This window comes from Kribbella sp. NBC_00889, assembly GCF_045207705.1.
GTDB lineage: Bacteria > Actinomycetota > Actinomycetes > Propionibacteriales > Kribbellaceae > Kribbella.
The window spans coordinates 6,702,172-6,717,075 of sequence record NZ_CP108783.1 but is presented as its reverse complement, the minus strand read 5'-3'; the positions used below and the strand labels follow the sequence as shown (position 1 = coordinate 6,717,075).

General features: G+C 68.9%; 15 protein-coding genes. 8 read left to right on the top strand and 7 right to left on the bottom strand.

Annotation, left to right across the window (positions count from 1 at the left end; translation table 11 throughout):
• Positions 1-14: 14 nt before the first annotated feature.
• Entirely contained in the window at positions 15-815 is an 801-nt protein-coding gene (locus tag OG817_RS32815) for a sigma-70 family RNA polymerase sigma factor (RefSeq protein ID WP_406048569.1), read from the bottom strand.
• Positions 816-1,405: 590 nt separating this feature from the next.
• On the opposite strand from OG817_RS32815, the gene OG817_RS32810 reads away from it, so the two are divergent.
• Positions 1,406-2,131, top strand: a complete 726-nt coding sequence (locus OG817_RS32810) for an NIPSNAP family protein (RefSeq protein WP_406048568.1) — start codon at positions 1,406-1,408, stop codon at positions 2,129-2,131.
• 149 nt (positions 2,132-2,280) lie between these two features.
• Complete coding sequence (locus tag OG817_RS32805; RefSeq protein ID WP_396391417.1) at positions 2,281-3,219, top strand: serine protein kinase RIO; 939 nt, start codon at positions 2,281-2,283, stop codon at positions 3,217-3,219.
• Here OG817_RS32805 and OG817_RS32800 read toward each other — a convergent pair.
• Complete coding sequence (locus OG817_RS32800; RefSeq protein ID WP_406048567.1) at positions 3,203-3,874, bottom strand: hypothetical protein; 672 nt, start codon at positions 3,872-3,874, stop codon at positions 3,203-3,205. The two genes, OG817_RS32805 and OG817_RS32800, sit on opposite strands and share 17 nt — an antisense overlap.
• 305 nt (positions 3,875-4,179) lie before the next feature.
• On the opposite strand from OG817_RS32800, the gene OG817_RS32795 reads away from it, so the two are divergent.
• A complete protein-coding gene (locus OG817_RS32795) occupies positions 4,180-4,347 on the top strand; it encodes a hypothetical protein (protein WP_406048565.1) in 168 nt (55 codons plus the stop codon).
• Positions 4,348-4,443: 96 nt separating this feature from the next.
• Here OG817_RS32795 and OG817_RS32790 read toward each other — a convergent pair whose 3' ends face one another.
• Positions 4,444-6,099 (bottom strand): FAD-binding dehydrogenase, encoded by a 1,656-nt coding sequence (locus OG817_RS32790; RefSeq protein ID WP_406048564.1) that lies wholly within the window; start codon positions 6,097-6,099, stop codon positions 4,444-4,446.
• Between the two features lie 88 nt (positions 6,100-6,187).
• Here OG817_RS32790 and OG817_RS32785 point away from each other — a divergent pair, with 88 nt between their 5' ends.
• A complete protein-coding gene (locus OG817_RS32785; RefSeq protein ID WP_406048562.1) occupies positions 6,188-8,080 on the top strand; it encodes a DUF5107 domain-containing protein in 1,893 nt (630 codons plus the stop codon).
• A 135-nt stretch (positions 8,081-8,215) separates the two neighbouring features.
• A complete protein-coding gene (locus tag OG817_RS32780) occupies positions 8,216-8,623 on the top strand; it encodes a DUF3592 domain-containing protein (protein WP_406048560.1) in 408 nt (135 codons plus the stop codon).
• Positions 8,624-8,696: 73 nt separating this feature from the next.
• On the opposite strand, the gene OG817_RS32775 is transcribed toward OG817_RS32780, so the two are convergent.
• Positions 8,697-9,314 carry a TetR/AcrR family transcriptional regulator gene (locus OG817_RS32775; RefSeq protein ID WP_406048558.1) on the bottom strand — a complete coding sequence of 206 codons (618 nt, stop codon included), beginning with the start codon at positions 9,312-9,314 and terminating at the stop codon, positions 8,697-8,699.
• A gap of 125 nt (positions 9,315-9,439) precedes the next feature.
• On the opposite strand from OG817_RS32775, the gene OG817_RS32770 reads away from it, so the two are divergent.
• Entirely contained in the window at positions 9,440-10,609 is a 1,170-nt protein-coding gene (locus tag OG817_RS32770; RefSeq protein ID WP_396391426.1) for a phosphatidylinositol-specific phospholipase C1-like protein, read from the top strand.
• Positions 10,610-10,616: 7 nt separating this feature from the next.
• Positions 10,617-11,066 carry an OsmC family protein gene (locus tag OG817_RS32765; protein ID WP_406048557.1) on the top strand — a complete coding sequence of 150 codons (450 nt, stop codon included), beginning with the start codon at positions 10,617-10,619 and terminating at the stop codon, positions 11,064-11,066.
• Between the two features lie 222 nt (positions 11,067-11,288).
• Here the strand turns inward: OG817_RS32765 and OG817_RS32760 are convergent, their stop codons facing one another.
• Positions 11,289-11,411, bottom strand: coding sequence for a hypothetical protein (locus tag OG817_RS32760; RefSeq protein WP_406048556.1), 123 nt, complete (start codon positions 11,409-11,411; stop codon positions 11,289-11,291).
• 62 nt (positions 11,412-11,473) lie between these two features.
• On the bottom strand, positions 11,474-12,637 hold the full coding sequence (locus tag OG817_RS32755) for an FUSC family protein (protein ID WP_406048554.1): 1,164 nt from the start codon (positions 12,635-12,637) through the stop codon (positions 11,474-11,476).
• Between the two features lie 298 nt (positions 12,638-12,935).
• Between OG817_RS32755 and OG817_RS32750 the strand changes: the two genes are divergently transcribed.
• Entirely contained in the window at positions 12,936-13,439 is a 504-nt protein-coding gene (locus OG817_RS32750) for a DUF5709 domain-containing protein (RefSeq protein WP_396391428.1), read from the top strand.
• 111 nt (positions 13,440-13,550) lie between these two features.
• On the opposite strand, the gene OG817_RS32745 is transcribed toward OG817_RS32750, so the two are convergent.
• Positions 13,551-14,876: a cytochrome P450 gene (locus tag OG817_RS32745; protein ID WP_406048552.1), complete on the bottom strand. Its 1,326-nt coding sequence runs from the start codon at positions 14,874-14,876 to the stop codon at positions 13,551-13,553.
• Positions 14,877-14,904 lie beyond the last annotated feature (28 nt).

The following is a 14,904-nucleotide window of genomic DNA, read 5'->3' as shown; positions in this document are numbered from 1 at the left end:
GACGCTACCCGGAATTACCCTGTGGTGGGACCGGGACGCACGACCAGTTCGGCGCGCAGCCGCTCCAGGATGCCGCGGAGCAACCGGGACACCTGCATCTGACTGACGCCCAGCTCGTGGCCGATCTCCTCCTGGGTCAGCCCTTTGCGGAACCGGAGTTCGAGGATCCGCTTGTCCCGGTCGCCGAGGTTCGCCACGGCCGGCGTGAGGGTGTGGACGTCCTCGACCAGGTCGTAGCCGTCCTCGTCGTCGGCGACCGAGTCGAGCAGGCTGATCGTGCCGTCGACCGTGCCCGGCGCGTCCAGCGACAGCGTGCTGAAGCAGCCGCGGACCGAACTGGCCTCGGCGATCTCGGCCGGGTCGGTGCCGAGCGCCTCGGCGGTCTCCTCGGCGCTGGGCACGTGTCCGAGCCGCTGGATCAGCTCAGGCTCGGCGGCCGCGATGCTGCCCTGCATCTCCTGCACACGGCGCGGCGGCCGGACAGTCCAGGCACAGTCGCGGAAGTAGCGCTTCAGCTCGCCCCTGATCGTCGGTACGGCGTACGAGAGGAACGCTGTGGACGCGTCCAGCCGGTAGCCGTTCGCGGCCTTCACCAGGCCGAGGTAGGCGACCTGTTCGAGATCGTCGGGGTCCACACCCTTGCTGCGGTAGCGCGAGGCGATCGAGCGGGCGACGGGTGCGTTCAGAATCACCACCTCGTCGAGCAGCTCCTGGTGCCGCGGATCCGGCACCTCATGGGCTTCGAGCAGGAGTTCATGGGTGGATTCGGCTATGCGCTGCTTGGAATCCTCAACGCTGACAGCTGCGATCGTCACGGGAGGGACCTCGTCGTGTCGTCGTATCGTGCAGGTCGGGTGGCATCAGGGCTGAACCACTGACTCCACCAGATCAAACTCAGCCGCTGGTTTCAAGTAGCGAGGTGTTACAGGTGTTTGAAACACCTCAGGTCCGCCCTCGCTGGGTCGCATTGGCTGGATGATCACATCCAAGGCCTCAGTGGTGATGGATCCAAGCCTGATCGCTTGAAGCGATGCCGCAGATACGGGCCGGTCTGGCCGGGAGGGTCCGGCCGGTCTGACCGGGTTCGTTGTCGTGCAGGACGCGAGGGCGTGCACCGCGGGTCAGGGGAGGTTTCCTACCCCGGTCCGGGCAGTTGTCCTCCCCGGACCAGGTTGTTGAACTCGCCGAACCGGTTTGGGGAGGCCGCCGAGCCCGCCGACGGCACCCCTCACGAACTGGCGGCACAGAGCCGGTCATCGGGTAACAACCCGCCAGCGGGCAGACCTGCCAGTGAGCAACTCACCTGCCGGCGAGTCCGCTGGAACCTTGGAATCGATGGTCTGGCGGTGCGGGCGAGCGCCGAAGCCTGACAGCATCTGTCAGGTTTCAGTGCTGGACTGGACCCATGGACGACTGTTGCGCCGTGGTGGACCTGCGGCAGTACACGCTGCATCCCGGGGAACGCGACACCTTGATCGAGGTCTTCGACGAACATTTCGTCGAGGGGCAGGAAGCGACAGGGATGCACATCGTCGGCCAGTTCCGCGACCTCGACGAGCCAGATCGGTTCGTCTGGATCCGCGGTTTCCCCGACCTGCCGACCCGCGCCGACGCGCTGAACGCCTTCTACTCCGGGCCGATCTGGCGCGAGCACGCCGCCACGGCGAACCGGACCATGATCGACTCCGACAACGCGCTCCTGCTCGCGCCCGTTCAGCTCGGCGCCACCTATCCCCGGCCGGACTCACCCCGCTCAGCGCGAGGTACGACGGACGCTCCCGACTCGGTCGTGGCCGGAGCCGTCTACCACCGAGGTGCGGCAACTGACGGATTCGTCGAGTTCTTCACCGATCACGTCGTACCGGTCCTGACCGCCACCGGCGCGGAGCCGGTCGCCGTGTTCGAGACTTTGGTTGCCGAGAACAACTTTCCGGGGCTGCCGTTGCGGGACGAGATCGTGCTGGCCTGGTTGGCCCGCTTCCCGGACGACGCGGCGTACGACGAGCATCGCCGGCGGCTCGCGGCGTCGGCGGTCTGGCGGCGGCAGGTGCTGCCGGAGCTGGTCTGCCGCTCGGCCGCGCCGGCCCAGGAACTGCGGCTGCGTCCGACCGCCAGATCGCAGTTGCGGTAAATGCGTTGCGCGTCCCCGAGCGGGCGTGCATCCTGAAGCAACCGTGCGGCGACGAACGCTGCCTGGACCTAGGGAGGGCTGACGGATGGCCATCACTGTGCTGCGGCATGTCCGCGTCAGTCTCACCTCACAGTTCAGGAGCACACCGGATGTCTTCCGACGTCTTTCGCACCACCGAGCAAGATCTCACCGATAACCTTTCCGACCTCGACTCCCGCTGGGGCGAACTCACCGGCGACGAGTCCGAACCTGATCCGGCCGACGCGTTCGTCTTCCGCTTCACCGAAGTCGACGAGCAACTGGGCCCGGATCAGCGCTGGTCCACCTGGCTGGACGTCGAGCGCGGCTCTCGCGGCCCGCAACCCCGACCCGACTGGGTCGTGACGGAACAGGCTGCGATCGATACCGAGCTCGGCGTCCTCAAAACCGGCAAGGAAGCCGACGTCTTCCTGGTCGAGCGGGCCGTCGAAGCCATCGGCGCGAACCCGGCCCGTTCCTCGCTGCTCGCCGCGAAGCGGTACCGCACCGAGGAACACCGGTCCTTCCACCGCAGTACGGCGTACGTTGAAGGGCGCCGTACGCGCAACAGCCGCGACACCCGCGCGTTGGCAAAGAAGACCTCACACGGTCGCAACGTCGCCGCCGGGCAATGGGCGGGTGCGGAGTGGGGCGCGCTGTGTCAGTTGTGGAAGGCCGGCGTGCCGGTCCCCTACCCGGTGCAGGTGGACGGCACCGAGTTGCTGATGGAGTTCATCGACGACGGTGAAGGCGGGGCGGCGCCACGGCTCGCCCAGGTCCGGCCGTCCAAGGACTTGCTCGGTCAGTACTTCGAGCAGGTCCGCGACGGGATGCGCGAGTTGGCCAGGGCGGGGTTGGCCCACGGAGACCTGTCGCCGTACAACGTCCTCGCTCAGGGGGACCGGATCGTGATGATCGACCTGCCACAGGTGATCGACATCGTCGGCAATCCGAAGGGCATGGACTTCCTGCTGCGCGACTGCCACAACATGGCGACCTGGTTCACCAACCGCGGGCTGGAGATCGACGAACAGGAGTTGTTCGCCGACCTGCTCACGATGGTGTTCTGATCGCCTGCTGCAGCAAGGGCACGAGTGGTACCAGCTGGTCGGGGTGGGCGTCGACGAGACCGTCGACGTGGTTGCCCGCCTCGACCCGCAGGTACGTGTGCAGTCCGGTGCGCCGAGCCATCGCGGCGTACACGTCGGAGTCCTGGGTGATCGGGAGCAGGCTGTCGTAGGTGCCCTGGATCGTGACCAGTGGCCTGCCGATCCGGCCGGTCAGCGCGATTCGCCGGATCGCCTTGTGTGCTTCAGGCCGGCGCGCGTAGTCGTAGTCGGCTTCACTGCCGGTGTACGACGGATCGAGCTCGGCGGCGTAGATCCGCTGGGTCAGCTTCCAGTAGACCGTGTAGTGGTAGTCCCAGAGGAAATCGGACTTCGGATCGAAGCCGGCGCCGGTGATCAGCTCCGGAGATTGTTGCTCGTAGCCCCTGATCGCCGGCGGCAGGAAGGTGAACAGGTTGGGCCCGTTCGCGGTCCACAGCGTTCCTTCGAGATCGACGCCCCGGGTGTAGAGGTCCGGGTGGTTCTCGAGCTGCCAGCGGACCAGGTAGCCGCCGTTCGAGATGCCCGCGGCAACCACCTCGCGCAGCGCGCGGTCGTAGTACTGCCCGACTGTCGCGCCCGGGCGGCACGGGTCAGCTGCGTCATCCGCAGGTTCCATTCGACGATCGCGTCGCCCGGCCGCACCCCGTCGGTGTAGAACTCGGCGCCGGTGTTGCCCTTGTCCGTCGCCGCGAACGCGTAACCCAGCGAGAGCACGTAGTCCGAGATCGCCTTGTCGTTCGCGTACTGCGCTCGTACGCCGGGCGACCCGGCGACGACCAGGCCGCCGTTCCACCGATCCGGCAGCCGGACGACGAACTGGGAGTCGTGGTTCCAGCCGTGGTTGGTGTTCGTGCGCGAGTTGTCCGGGAAGTACCCGTCGATCTGGACTCCGGGAATGCCCGACGGCGACGGCAGAGCCGCGTGCGTGAGACCCGCGTAGTCGGCCGGGTTGGTGTGGCCCGAGGCCACGGTCCCGGTGGTGGTCAGGTCGGCGAGACGGGCGACTTCCTGGTGCTGGGCACCGGGAACCCGGACCGGACGATGGGCGCTGGCCGGCACGGTCACACCGGTGAGCAGCAGGACGGCTGAGAACAACGCGAGGCGGCGCATGGCGTCACGCTAGAAGTCGCCTCCTTCGCCAGACAGAGGGTCGGAGCACACAACCGTGCGCCTCCGGATGGTCTCCTACGACACCGCTTTGGCTGCCGCGCGTCCCGCCGTACGTCCGGTGAACAGGCAGCCGCCGAGGAACGTGCCCTCGAGCGATCGGTAGCCGTGGATGCCGCCGCCGCCGAAGCCGGCCACCTCGCCGGCCGCGTAGACACCGGGCAGCGGCGTACCGTCGGTGCGCAGTACGCGGGAGTCCAGATCGGTCTGCAGACCGCCGAGGGACTTGCGGGTCAGGATGTTCAGCCGGACGGCGATCAGCGGGCCGGCCTTCGGGTCGAGGATCCGGTGCGGTGACGCGACCCGGATCAGCTTGTCGCCGCGATAGTGCCGGGCGCCGCGCAGCGCGGTGATCTGCAGGTCCTTGGTGAACGTGTTGGCCAGCTCGCGATCGCGCGCGACGATCTGGCGCTCCAGGTCGTCGAGGTCGATCAGCTTGTCGCCGGTCAGGTCGTTCATGCCGCGGACCAGGTCGGGCAGGTTGCCCCGGACGATGAAGTCGGCGCCCTTGTCCATGAACGCCTGCACCGGCGCGGTCGCGCCGCCGCGGGCCCGGCCGAGCACGCCCTTGATGTCCTTGCCGGTCAGGTCCGGGTTCTGCTCCTGGCCGGAGAGCGCGAACTCCTTCTCGATGATCTTCTGGGTCAGGACGAACCAGGTGTAGTCGTACCCGGTCCGCATGATGTGCTCGAGCGTGCCGAGAGTGTCGAACCCGGGGAACAGTGGCACGGGCAGTCGCTTGCCGGTCGCGTCGAACCACAGCGACGACGGTCCGGGCAGGATCCGGATGCCGTGCATCGGCCAGATCGGGTCCCAGTTCTGGATGCCTTCGGTGTAGTGCCACATCCGGTCGCGGTTCACGTACCGGCCGCCGGCCTGCTCGGTGATCGCGAGCATCCGGCCGTCGACATGCGCGGGGACGCCGCTGATCATCCGCTTCGGCGGCTCGCCCATCCGCTTCGGCCACTGCGAGCGAACCAGGTCGTGATTGCCGCCGATCCCGCCGGAGGTGACGATCACGGCCTGCGCGGTCAGACTGAAGTCGCCGGCCTCGACCCGCGAGCTGGCGACCCCACGCGCCACGCCGCTCGCCTCGAGCACCTTGCCCGCGACTCCGTCGACCACGCCGCCGGTGACGGTCAACTCGTCCACCCGATGCCGGAACCGGATCTCCACCAGGCCCTTGGCGGCGGCTTCACGGACCCGGCGCTCGAACGGCGCGACCAGACCGGGCCCAGTGCCCCAGGTGATGTGGAAGCGGGGCACCGAGTTCCCGTGCCCGTCCGCGTTGTAGCCGCCACGCTCGGCCCAGCCGACCACCGGGAAGAACCGCACTCCCTGGGCATGCAGCCACGGACGCTTCTCGCCGGCGGCGAAGTCGACGTACGCCTCGGCCCATTGCCGGGCCCACTGGTCCTCGTCGTCCAGCCGGTCGAACCCGGCCGAGCCGAGCCAGTCCTGCAGCGCGAGATCGCGTGAGTCCTTGATCCCCATCCGGCGTTGTTCGGGTGAGTCGACGAACAGCAGGCCGCCGAACGACCAGAACGCCTGGCCGCCGAGTGAGGCCTCCGGCTCCTGGTCCAGCAGCAGCACCTTCCGGCCCGCGTCGGCCAGTTCGGCGGTCGCGGCCAGCCCGGCCAGACCCGCCCCGACGACGATCACATCCGCGTCCATCACTGTCCCCTCACCGCTCGGTGGTCCATGTATAGCGGACAACCGAAGGCGATGGACGGACCTGCGCGGACTTGCAAGGATTGGCGTCGTGACGATCCTTTCCGCGCATGATCTCGTTCTGCCCGCCGCCTCGCTCGGAGCAGAGAACCCGCTCGCACCGTTGCGCAGTCATCAGGAACTGCACCAGGTCCAGAACCTGGCCGACGTCCCGGCCGACCTGCGCGAGAACATCCAGTACGGCCGGCTGCACAGCACGCTGCCGTGCCTGAACCAGGACGGCTACGACCGCGACCTGGTCGACGCGACCTTCCCCGCGCTGGTGCTGGAGAACGACCACGTCCGCGCGACCATCCTGCCCAGTCTCGGCGGACGGCTCTACTCGCTCGTCCACAAGGCCAGCGGTCAGGAGTTGCTGTACCGCAACCCCGTCTTTCAGCCCGCGAACCTCGCCCTGCGCAACGCCTGGTTCGCCGGTGGAGTCGAGTGGAACGTCGGCAGCACCGGCCACTGGACCGGCACCTGCGCCCCGATGCACGCCGCTCGCGTCGAAGGCCCGGACGGTACGCCGATCCTGCGGCTGTGGGAGCTCGAACGAACCCGCAACCTCGTCACCCAGCTCGACTTCTGGCTGCCGGCCGACTCGGAGTTCCTCTACGTCGGAGTACGACTGCAGAACCCGTCCGATCGCGAAGTACCGGCGTACTGGTGGTCGAACATCGCCGTCGAGCAGTCCCCGGAGACACGGGTACTGGTGCCGGCCGATGAGGCCTGGCGGTTCGGGTACGCCGCCGCACCGGCTCCGGGCCGACGGCTTGATCTGGTCGGCGTCCCCGAGTTCGACGGCATCGACCTGACCTACCCGATGAAGCATCCGCGGGCGGTCGACTTCTTCTTCGAGCCGATGCCGGACGAGCGGCCGTGGATCGCCTCGGTGGATGCCGAGGGCAACGGTCTGGTGCAGGCGTCGACGGATCGGCTGCGCGGGCGGAAGCTGTTCGTCTGGGGCGAGGGAGCCGGCGGCCGCCGGTGGCAGGAGTGGCTCGCGCCGGGCCTCGGGGGACACGGGTACGCCGAGATCCAGGCCGGGCTGGCACGGACCCAGCTGGAGCACCTGAAGTTGCCAGCAGCAACTTCATGGCACTGGTTGGAGGCCTACGGCCGGCTGTCGATGTGTCCCGCGGCCGCACACTCCGGCGACTGGCGGACAGCCCGTACCGCGGCCGCCTCGGTTCTGCGCCCAGTGGTCGACACGCTCGCCGACCGGGAGCGGAGCTGGCTGACGGTCATGGACGAGGCGCCTGTCGAGCGCCTGGCAGTCGGTTCAGGCTGGGGCGCACTCGAGCTTGCCCGGACCGGCTGGCCGGTTTCCGCCGGTACGCCGTTCGCCGACGACACGATGACCTCGCGCGAGCGCGCGTGGTTGCCGTTGCTCGACGGGCGGTTGCCCGCGGCAGACGACGTACCGGACGGGACGTTGGTGAGTTGGCGGGAGTTGCTGGAGCACGCGGACGACAACTGGCTGGTCTGGTATCACCGAGGTGTCGCTCGGCACTACGACGGTGATCGGGACGGTGCGATCGAGGCCTGGACGCAGGCCGGCGAGAACCCGTTCGCGCTGCGCAATCTCGGGTTCGTCACCGGGGAGTTGTCGTACTACGAGCGGGCGGTCGGGTTGCGGCCTGACCTGGTTCCGTTGGTTGCGGAGGCGGTTGCGCTCGCCCTGGATCTCGACCTGGTCCGGGCCGGCCGCATGCTCGACGACGCTCCGGATGATCCGCGGATCAGGTTGTTGCGGGTCAGGTACGCGCTGGACACCGGCGACGCGCAGAAGGCGCACGAGTTGCTGGCCGACGGCATCCGGTTGGCCACGGTTCGGGAGGGGGCCAACGCGCTGACGGACTACTGGCTTGCCGCGGAGAAGGCGCTCGGAACCAACCGGCCGGTGCCTGCGCAGTACCAGTTCGGCATGGGCGGAAGCTGACTCAGCAAATTGTTATGTCCTGACTTGGAACCGACGGGGTTCGGGTGGCGTCTCACGATTGTGCGGCAAGGGCCGCACAAGGCAGTTCGACTACGACGACCGCGTCGCGCGGGCGACGCGTCGGGGGTGAGTGCCATGTTGACGATCGTTGTGCTCGGTGGGTTCGGCTTGGTGCTGCTGATCACGGCATGCATCGTGCTGGAGGTGCTCGCCGGGGTCCGGCGGGACGAGATCCCTTCGGGTACGGAAGAGAAGACGGCCGGTCAGGTGATCCGGGTTCGTGGCCCGGTCCGCGGTCAGTTGGACGGCGGTGTACCGACGGAGTACACCGAGGTCACCGTCGAGTACTGCACTCGCCGCGGTGAGGGACCCTTCGAGGTCCACCGCCGGTTCCCGGTGGGCGGCAGGATTCCTTACAGCAAAGGCGACCGGGTCATCGTCTGCTACGACGTCCGGACGCCGCGCCGGGCCCGCATCGCCGGCCGGGTCAGCCACTGGCCCCAGCTCGGACCGCGGTCTTCGGACCCGGTTCCACTGCCCTAGAACCAGGAGTCGCCGTACGGCTCCTGGTTCCGCCCCAACCTTCTTCCCTCGCCTCGAGCGGGGGTTTTCCCGTTCAGGAGGGCAGGTATGGGGCGAGCAGGTTGTAGAGGACCGGGCGGCCCTGAGCCAGGACGTACTCCGCCTCGTCCGCGGGCAGCCGGTCGGCCAGGTGAGCCAGTGACTCGCCCATCGTGATGCTCAGGGTGACCGCCAGCTGGAAGTCCCGGGTGTCGCGGGCGCCGAAGCGCACGGACAGCAGCTCGGCGAACTCGCCCGCGTGCTGGTCGTCGAACTCGCCCGGCTGCATCTCCAGGTCCGGATCGCCGAGCCCGCTCAGGGCGACCGCGCGGAAACCCGGATCGGTGCGGTGCATCTCGCGGAACGTGTCCAGCGTGACGTCCACCGCCTGCCGCCAGGTCGACACCGCTGCCAGCCGCTCCCGGACCGCCTCGGTGTAGCGGGCCTGGTTCCGCCGCTCGATCGCCTGGATCAGGCTCCGCTTGTCCGGGAAATACCGGTACACGCTGCCGACCGCGATCTCGGCCCGCTTCGCGATCCCGCTCGTCGACGCGGCGTCGTACCCCCGCGCGACGACCTCGGCGCACGCCGCGTCCAGGATGCGTTCGACCTGCCTGCTGGCCCGGTCCTGCGTCGGCGTCCGGCGCAGCGGATACGCCCCCGATGTCACCATGTTGCTCATTGTCCATCTTCGAGGGGACCTTCGTTGCCACCTTCCTGTGACAGATTGCCGTCAGATCGGCGTCATCTCCACCGATCGACACTCTGAGGACCCGCCACAGGAGGGGAAGTCTCCGCATGCGCATCAGCAGAACGGTCGTCGCCGGCCTGGCCTCCGCCGCGATCGCCGCGTCCGGCCTGGCCGGTACGGCGCTCGGCAACCACCAGACCCCGCAGTCCGCCGGCCAGGCCGACAACTCGGGGGTGCGGCTCAACCAGATCCAGATGATGGGGTCGCACAACTCCTACCACCGCGAGCTCAGCCCGGCCGAGCAGAAGGTCCAGCAGGCGCAGAACCCAGGTTCGGTCGACCTCTGGTACTCGCACGCGTCGATCCCGTCGCAGCTGGAGGACCAGAACATCCGGACCCTCGAGCTCGACCTGCTCCCGGACCCGGACGGCGGTCTCTACACGTACCCGCTGATCCGGAAGCTGACCGGACAGGGTCCGCTGACCGACCCGGCGATGGCCAAGCCCGGCATCAAGATCATGCACATCCCGGACTTCGACTACAACACGAACTGCGACACCTTCGTGCTGTGTCTGCAGCAGGTGAAGTCGTGGTCCGACGAGCACCCGGACCACGTGCCGATCACGATCAACCTCGAGCTCAAGCAGTCCGACCCGAACGTGGTCGCGGCCGGTGGTGTGCAGTCGCCGCCGTGGGACGCGGCGGCCCTCGACGGTGTCGACCGCGAGATCCGGTCGGTCTTCCCGGAGAAGAAGCTGCTGACCGCGGACGACGTACGCAAGCCAGGTCTGACGCTGGAGCAGTCGGTGCTGACCAAGGGCTGGCCGAAGCTCGACGCGGTCCGCGGCCAGGTGCTGTTCTACTTCGACAACGGCGGACCCGGCGCGATCCGTGACCTGTACCTGGCCGGCACGCCGAACCTGGAGGGCCGGGCGGTCTTCACCCGCGGTCCCGAGGGCCAGCCGGATGCCGCGATCACCCAGGTGAACGACCCGCGTGGCGCCAACCAGGCCGAGATCCAGCGGCTGGTGTCGAAGGGCTACCTGATCCGCACCCGCTCGGACGAGCCGCTGGCCACGATCCGGGACAACGACACCAGCCGGGTCGGTATCGCGCTGGCCAGTGGCGCGCAGGTGGTCACCACCGACTTCCCGGTCGTCGGGATGGCGGCCCGGTACGACAGTGACTTCGTCGCTGATCTCCCGGGGGACGATCCCGTACGATGCAACCCTGTGACAGCACCAAACTGGTGCCACGGAGATGTCGAGGGAAGGTGACCTGAGCATGTCGGAGCACGTGGTCGATGTCAGTTGGAGCCGGGGTGGGCACGAGTTCACCTACGACAGCTACAACCGCGACCACGAGTGGCGCTTCGACGGCGGCATCACCGTGCCCGGGTCGGCCAACCCGCAGTACCTGGGCAACCCGGGCCCGGTCGACCCGGAGGAGGCGTTCGTGGCGGCGCTGTCGTCGTGCCACATGCTGACCTTCCTGGCGATCGCGGCCCGCAAGCGGCTGGTCGTCGACGCGTACGACGACCACGCGGTCGGCGTGATGGCGAAGAACGAGGCCGGCCGGCTGGCGATCACCCAGGTGACGCTGAATCCGAAGATCGTCTGGGGCGGTCCGGAGCCGGACGCGGAAGCGCTCGAGCGGATCCACCACCGGGCCCACCTGGAGTGCTTCATCGCCAACTCGGTCACCACCGAGGTGGTCGTCGCCGGAATCGGCTGAGACAGACAAAACCACCCGCCGGTCTGGCCTGAGCCTCGCGCAAGCGGCGTCAGGACAGCCGGCGGGTGGTTGTGGGTGCACCTCTGTGGTGGTGCACCGGACGGATCCGGCGGCGCCTCGCACGGGGCGCCTCTGCGTTGGTGCGTTCTCCGCGCGGTCTACCTCGGTGGGGAAGACCGTGCGGGCGGCGCCGCCTGGATCCGTTCGTCCGGTTCGCGCCAGTTACTGCTCGGCGGCGGCGTCGCTCCGGTCGTCGGTGGTCTGGGGTGTGTCGACGGCCAGCAGGTCCTCGAGCCGGCGGACCTGCTCGTTGGCCATCGAGGTCATCAGTCGGTGGATCGTCATGCCAGTGAGACGCACCCGGTCGGCGGGTATGACGGCGATCCGCCCGGATTTCTTCGCGTGACCTACTTCTCATCCAGCCCGTCGAGGCGGAGCGGGATCAGTCGCCGGGCCTCGTCGTACGACGTACCGGTCAGCTCGAGCAGGTCGACGACGGTCGATCGGATCTGCCCGAGCACCACGACGGCCGACAGACCGGTGGGCAGTGGCATCTGCGCCGTACGGCGGCCGAGCTCGCCCAGCACGCGGTGTGCGGCGACGTCGGCGGCAGGCTCGAACAGCGACTCGGCGATCAGCCGGGTGCCGTCGGCGAGGCGTTCGAGCAGCATCGGGTACTCGGCCGGCATCGCCTCGTCACGCCAGACCGAGACGGCGCAGCGACGGACCAGGACGCGGATGTTCCGGATCGCCCGGTCCAGCGGTACGACGAGGTCGGCGACCTCCTGGACCCGGACGCGGTGCCGCCGGACGAACGGCGACAGCCTGACCACGGCGACGCCCTCGTCGGCCGCGCTGCGGAGGTCGTCCAGTTGAGACTCGCTGGCGCGGGCCCGGCGGAGCGCGTCGGTGACCGCCTCCTCGTCCCGGGCGCGGAGGCCGTCGGCGGTCGCGATCAGGATCTCGGCCAACTCGTTCAGCACCCCGGAGGCTTGTTGCCGGGGGCGTCTGATCGCGGTGGCCGGCGCGATGGTGGCGGCGGCCAGCGCGACCAGGCCGCCGAGTACCGCGTCGAGCCAGCGGCTGAAGCCGGCGCCCGGGTTCGGCAGGAGGGTGGTGACGATCGCGGCCTGGACCCCGGCCTGCGTGGTCATCAGGGTCCCGGCGCCGAGCAGGACCGCGACACTCATCGCCAGCGCGATCACGAACACGATCTGCGGGATCCCGGTGCCGAAGACGCGGACGAACAGGTCGCCGACCCCGACCCCGACCGCCACGCCGACCATCACCTCGGCGACCCGGCGCAGCCGCTGACCGAAGCTGAACCCGAGGCAGACCATCGCCGCGACCGGCGCGAAGAACGGTTGTCTGTGGCCGAGGACGTACCGGGCGAGGGCCCAGGCCACGCCGGCGGCGATCGCGCACTGGGCGATGAAGAAGACGCGGCTGCGCCACCGGTCCACCCGGGTCCGGACCGACGCACGCGAGCGGCGGACGGCCTGCGGCGCGATGTCGTCGCGCAGCTCCCGCAACTGGTCCAACGTCAGCCTGACCGGATCCACGGACTCCATTGTCCAGGCAACTGCCCGCCAGCTTGCTTCCCCGCCCCTAGGAGGTCAGGGTTGAGGCATGAGCGAGCGGAGCGAGCGAACAATCAGCACTGTCGAGATCTCGGTCGTGCCGGAGCCGAGCGCTAGCGAGGTGGAGGCATGAGCGAGCGGAGCGAGCGAACAATCAGCACTGTCGAGATCTCGGTCGTGCCGGAGCCGAGCGCTAGCGAGGTGGAGGCATGAGCGAGCGGAGCGAGCGAACAATCAGCACTGTCGAGATCTCGGTCGTGCCGGAGCCGAGCGCTAGCGAGGTGGAGGCATGACCGAGAACAACCGTGAGGATTACGGCAGCTACAGCGTCGACGACGAGGACCAGCTGCAACCCACGGACACCCTGAACGACCGTGGCGTGGACGACCTGCTCGACGAGGGCTACTCGCCGCCGGAGAAGTGGTCCGCCGGTGAAGGATTCGGTACGACGCCCGACGAGGCGGTGCAGGGGGAGTCGCTGGACCAGCGGATCGCGCAGGAGGAGCCGGACTCCGACCCGTACGCCGAGGACGGCGAGGACGTCGGCGGTCCCGAGGTCGGCGTGGTCCGGTCCGGCCGCCTGGTCGCGCCGGACGAGGGCGCGCACAGTGACGACGACGATGAACTGGTCGCCGAGGACGTCGGCTTCGACGGCGCCGCCGCCTCCGCCGAGGAAGCCGCCGTCCACGTCGTCGACGACGAGGAGAACTTCGAACTCGACGACGAGGACGAGGAGGACCTTCCCTCCTACGAAAACGTAGACCTGGGCGACGTCACCGACCCCGAAGACTGACCACCGCCGCCTCCACCGCCACCCCCCACCGCCCGGTCTCGCCGGCCCGCGGTGGTCGCCTCCCCAAACCGCCTTGGGGAAGGCCCTTGCGTGGGTTGGTGAGCGTGCTGGTCAGCGGGGGGTGACCTGGATCTCGGCTCCTCGGCTGGGGACGAGGGTGACGTTTTTGGGTTGGGCTGGTTCTGGTTTGGGGTGGGGGGCGGTGAAGTTGTAGGTGGCGAGGGCGGCGCGAAGGATCTCGGTGCCTTCCATCAGGGAGAAGCCGGCTCCGATGCACCGCCGCGCCCCACCGCCGAACGGCATCCAGGTCCCCGGCGCCGGCGGGTCGTCGTCCAGGAACCGCTGCGGCCGGAACTCCTGCGGCATCGGGAAATGCTCACCGTCGCGATGCACCAGCCCGACCGCGGCCATGATCGTCGTCCCCCGGGGCAGCCGGTAGCCGGCGATGTCCACGGTCTCGGTCAGCCGCCGGCCGACCTGGTACACGACCGGATGCAGCCGCATGGCCTCCTTGAGAATCGCCTCCAGCTCATCGTCCGCGCCCGAGTCCGCGGCCCGCTGACCGAACTCCAGGTCCTCGCGGCTCCGGGCCAGCTCGTGGAACGTCCAGGCCAGCGCCGTCGCGGTCGTCTCGTGCCCGGCCAGCAGCAACGTGACCAACTGGTCCCGCAGCTCCACGTCCGACCAGGTGCCGGCGGCAAGCAACCGGGACAGTACGTCGTTGCGTCCGGCAAGGTTCCCGCGGCGCTCGGCGATCTCCTCGTACAGGATCTTGTCCACCTGCTGCTGCACGGTCAGGTAGGTCCGCCACGGCCGCACCCGGAGCAGGGCCGGGTAGAACCCACCCAGCATGATCACCGGCGAGACCGAGACGATCTTGTCCAGCAGCGGCCGGAGCTGGTTCAGGCGGTCGCGGTCCGTCACGCCGAAGATGACCTGGAGGATGATCTCGAGCGTCAGGTTCCGCATCCGCTGATGCACTTTGAACGGCTTGCCGGTCGGCCAGGTCGCGACGTCGGCGCGGGCCAGTTCGTGCACCATCCCGGCGTACCCGCGCAGGGCCTGACCGGAGAACGCCGGCATCAGTTGCCGCCGCATCCGCACGTGGTCCTCGTCGTCCAGCAGGAGCAGCGAGTGCGCGCCCATGATCGGCTTGAGGACCGTGTTGCCCTCGCCCGCGTGCATCACCGACGGCGGACTGCCGAACACCTCGCGGATGTGGTCGGGCCGGCTCAGGACGACGCACACCCGGCTGGACGGGACCAGGCGGATCGTGAACACGTCGCCGTACTTCGCCCGCATCCGGGGGAAGAACGTCCGGCGGTGACTGGCGAACAACACGGTCTGCGCCAACGTCGGCAACCGTGGACCCGGCGGGAGTGTGCGCGCCGTCTGCCGGTCGAGCGTCCGGCCACCGAGCAAGGGTGTCGAAGCCATACCTTCACGCTACGTCAGCCGGATGAAC

What these genes read in the sequence shown, in the direction of transcription:
- OG817_RS32775 (WP_406048558.1), bottom strand. Translation starts at nt 9,314, where the DNA reads ATGGTGACATCGGGGGCGTATCCGCTGCGCCGGACGCCGACGCAGGAC.
- OG817_RS32810 (WP_406048568.1), top strand. Translation starts at nt 1,406, where the DNA reads ATGGACGACTGTTGCGCCGTGGTGGACCTGCGGCAGTACACGCTGCAT.
- OG817_RS32780 (WP_406048560.1), top strand. Translation starts at nt 8,216, where the DNA reads ATGTTGACGATCGTTGTGCTCGGTGGGTTCGGCTTGGTGCTGCTGATC.
- OG817_RS32750 (WP_396391428.1), top strand. Translation starts at nt 12,936, where the DNA reads ATGACCGAGAACAACCGTGAGGATTACGGCAGCTACAGCGTCGACGAC.
- OG817_RS32800 (WP_406048567.1), bottom strand. Translation starts at nt 3,874, where the DNA reads ATGGAACCTGCGGATGACGCAGCTGACCCGTGCCGCCCGGGCGCGACA.
- OG817_RS32770 (WP_396391426.1), top strand. Translation starts at nt 9,440, where the DNA reads ATGCGCATCAGCAGAACGGTCGTCGCCGGCCTGGCCTCCGCCGCGATC.
- OG817_RS32765 (WP_406048557.1), top strand. Translation starts at nt 10,617, where the DNA reads ATGTCGGAGCACGTGGTCGATGTCAGTTGGAGCCGGGGTGGGCACGAG.
- OG817_RS32805 (WP_396391417.1), top strand. Translation starts at nt 2,281, where the DNA reads ATGTCTTCCGACGTCTTTCGCACCACCGAGCAAGATCTCACCGATAAC.
- OG817_RS32745 (WP_406048552.1), bottom strand. Translation starts at nt 14,876, where the DNA reads ATGGCTTCGACACCCTTGCTCGGTGGCCGGACGCTCGACCGGCAGACG.
- OG817_RS32755 (WP_406048554.1), bottom strand. Translation starts at nt 12,637, where the DNA reads ATGGAGTCCGTGGATCCGGTCAGGCTGACGTTGGACCAGTTGCGGGAG.
- OG817_RS32790 (WP_406048564.1), bottom strand. Translation starts at nt 6,099, where the DNA reads ATGGACGCGGATGTGATCGTCGTCGGGGCGGGTCTGGCCGGGCTGGCC.
- OG817_RS32760 (WP_406048556.1), bottom strand. Translation starts at nt 11,411, where the DNA reads ATGACGATCCACCGACTGATGACCTCGATGGCCAACGAGCAGGTCCGC.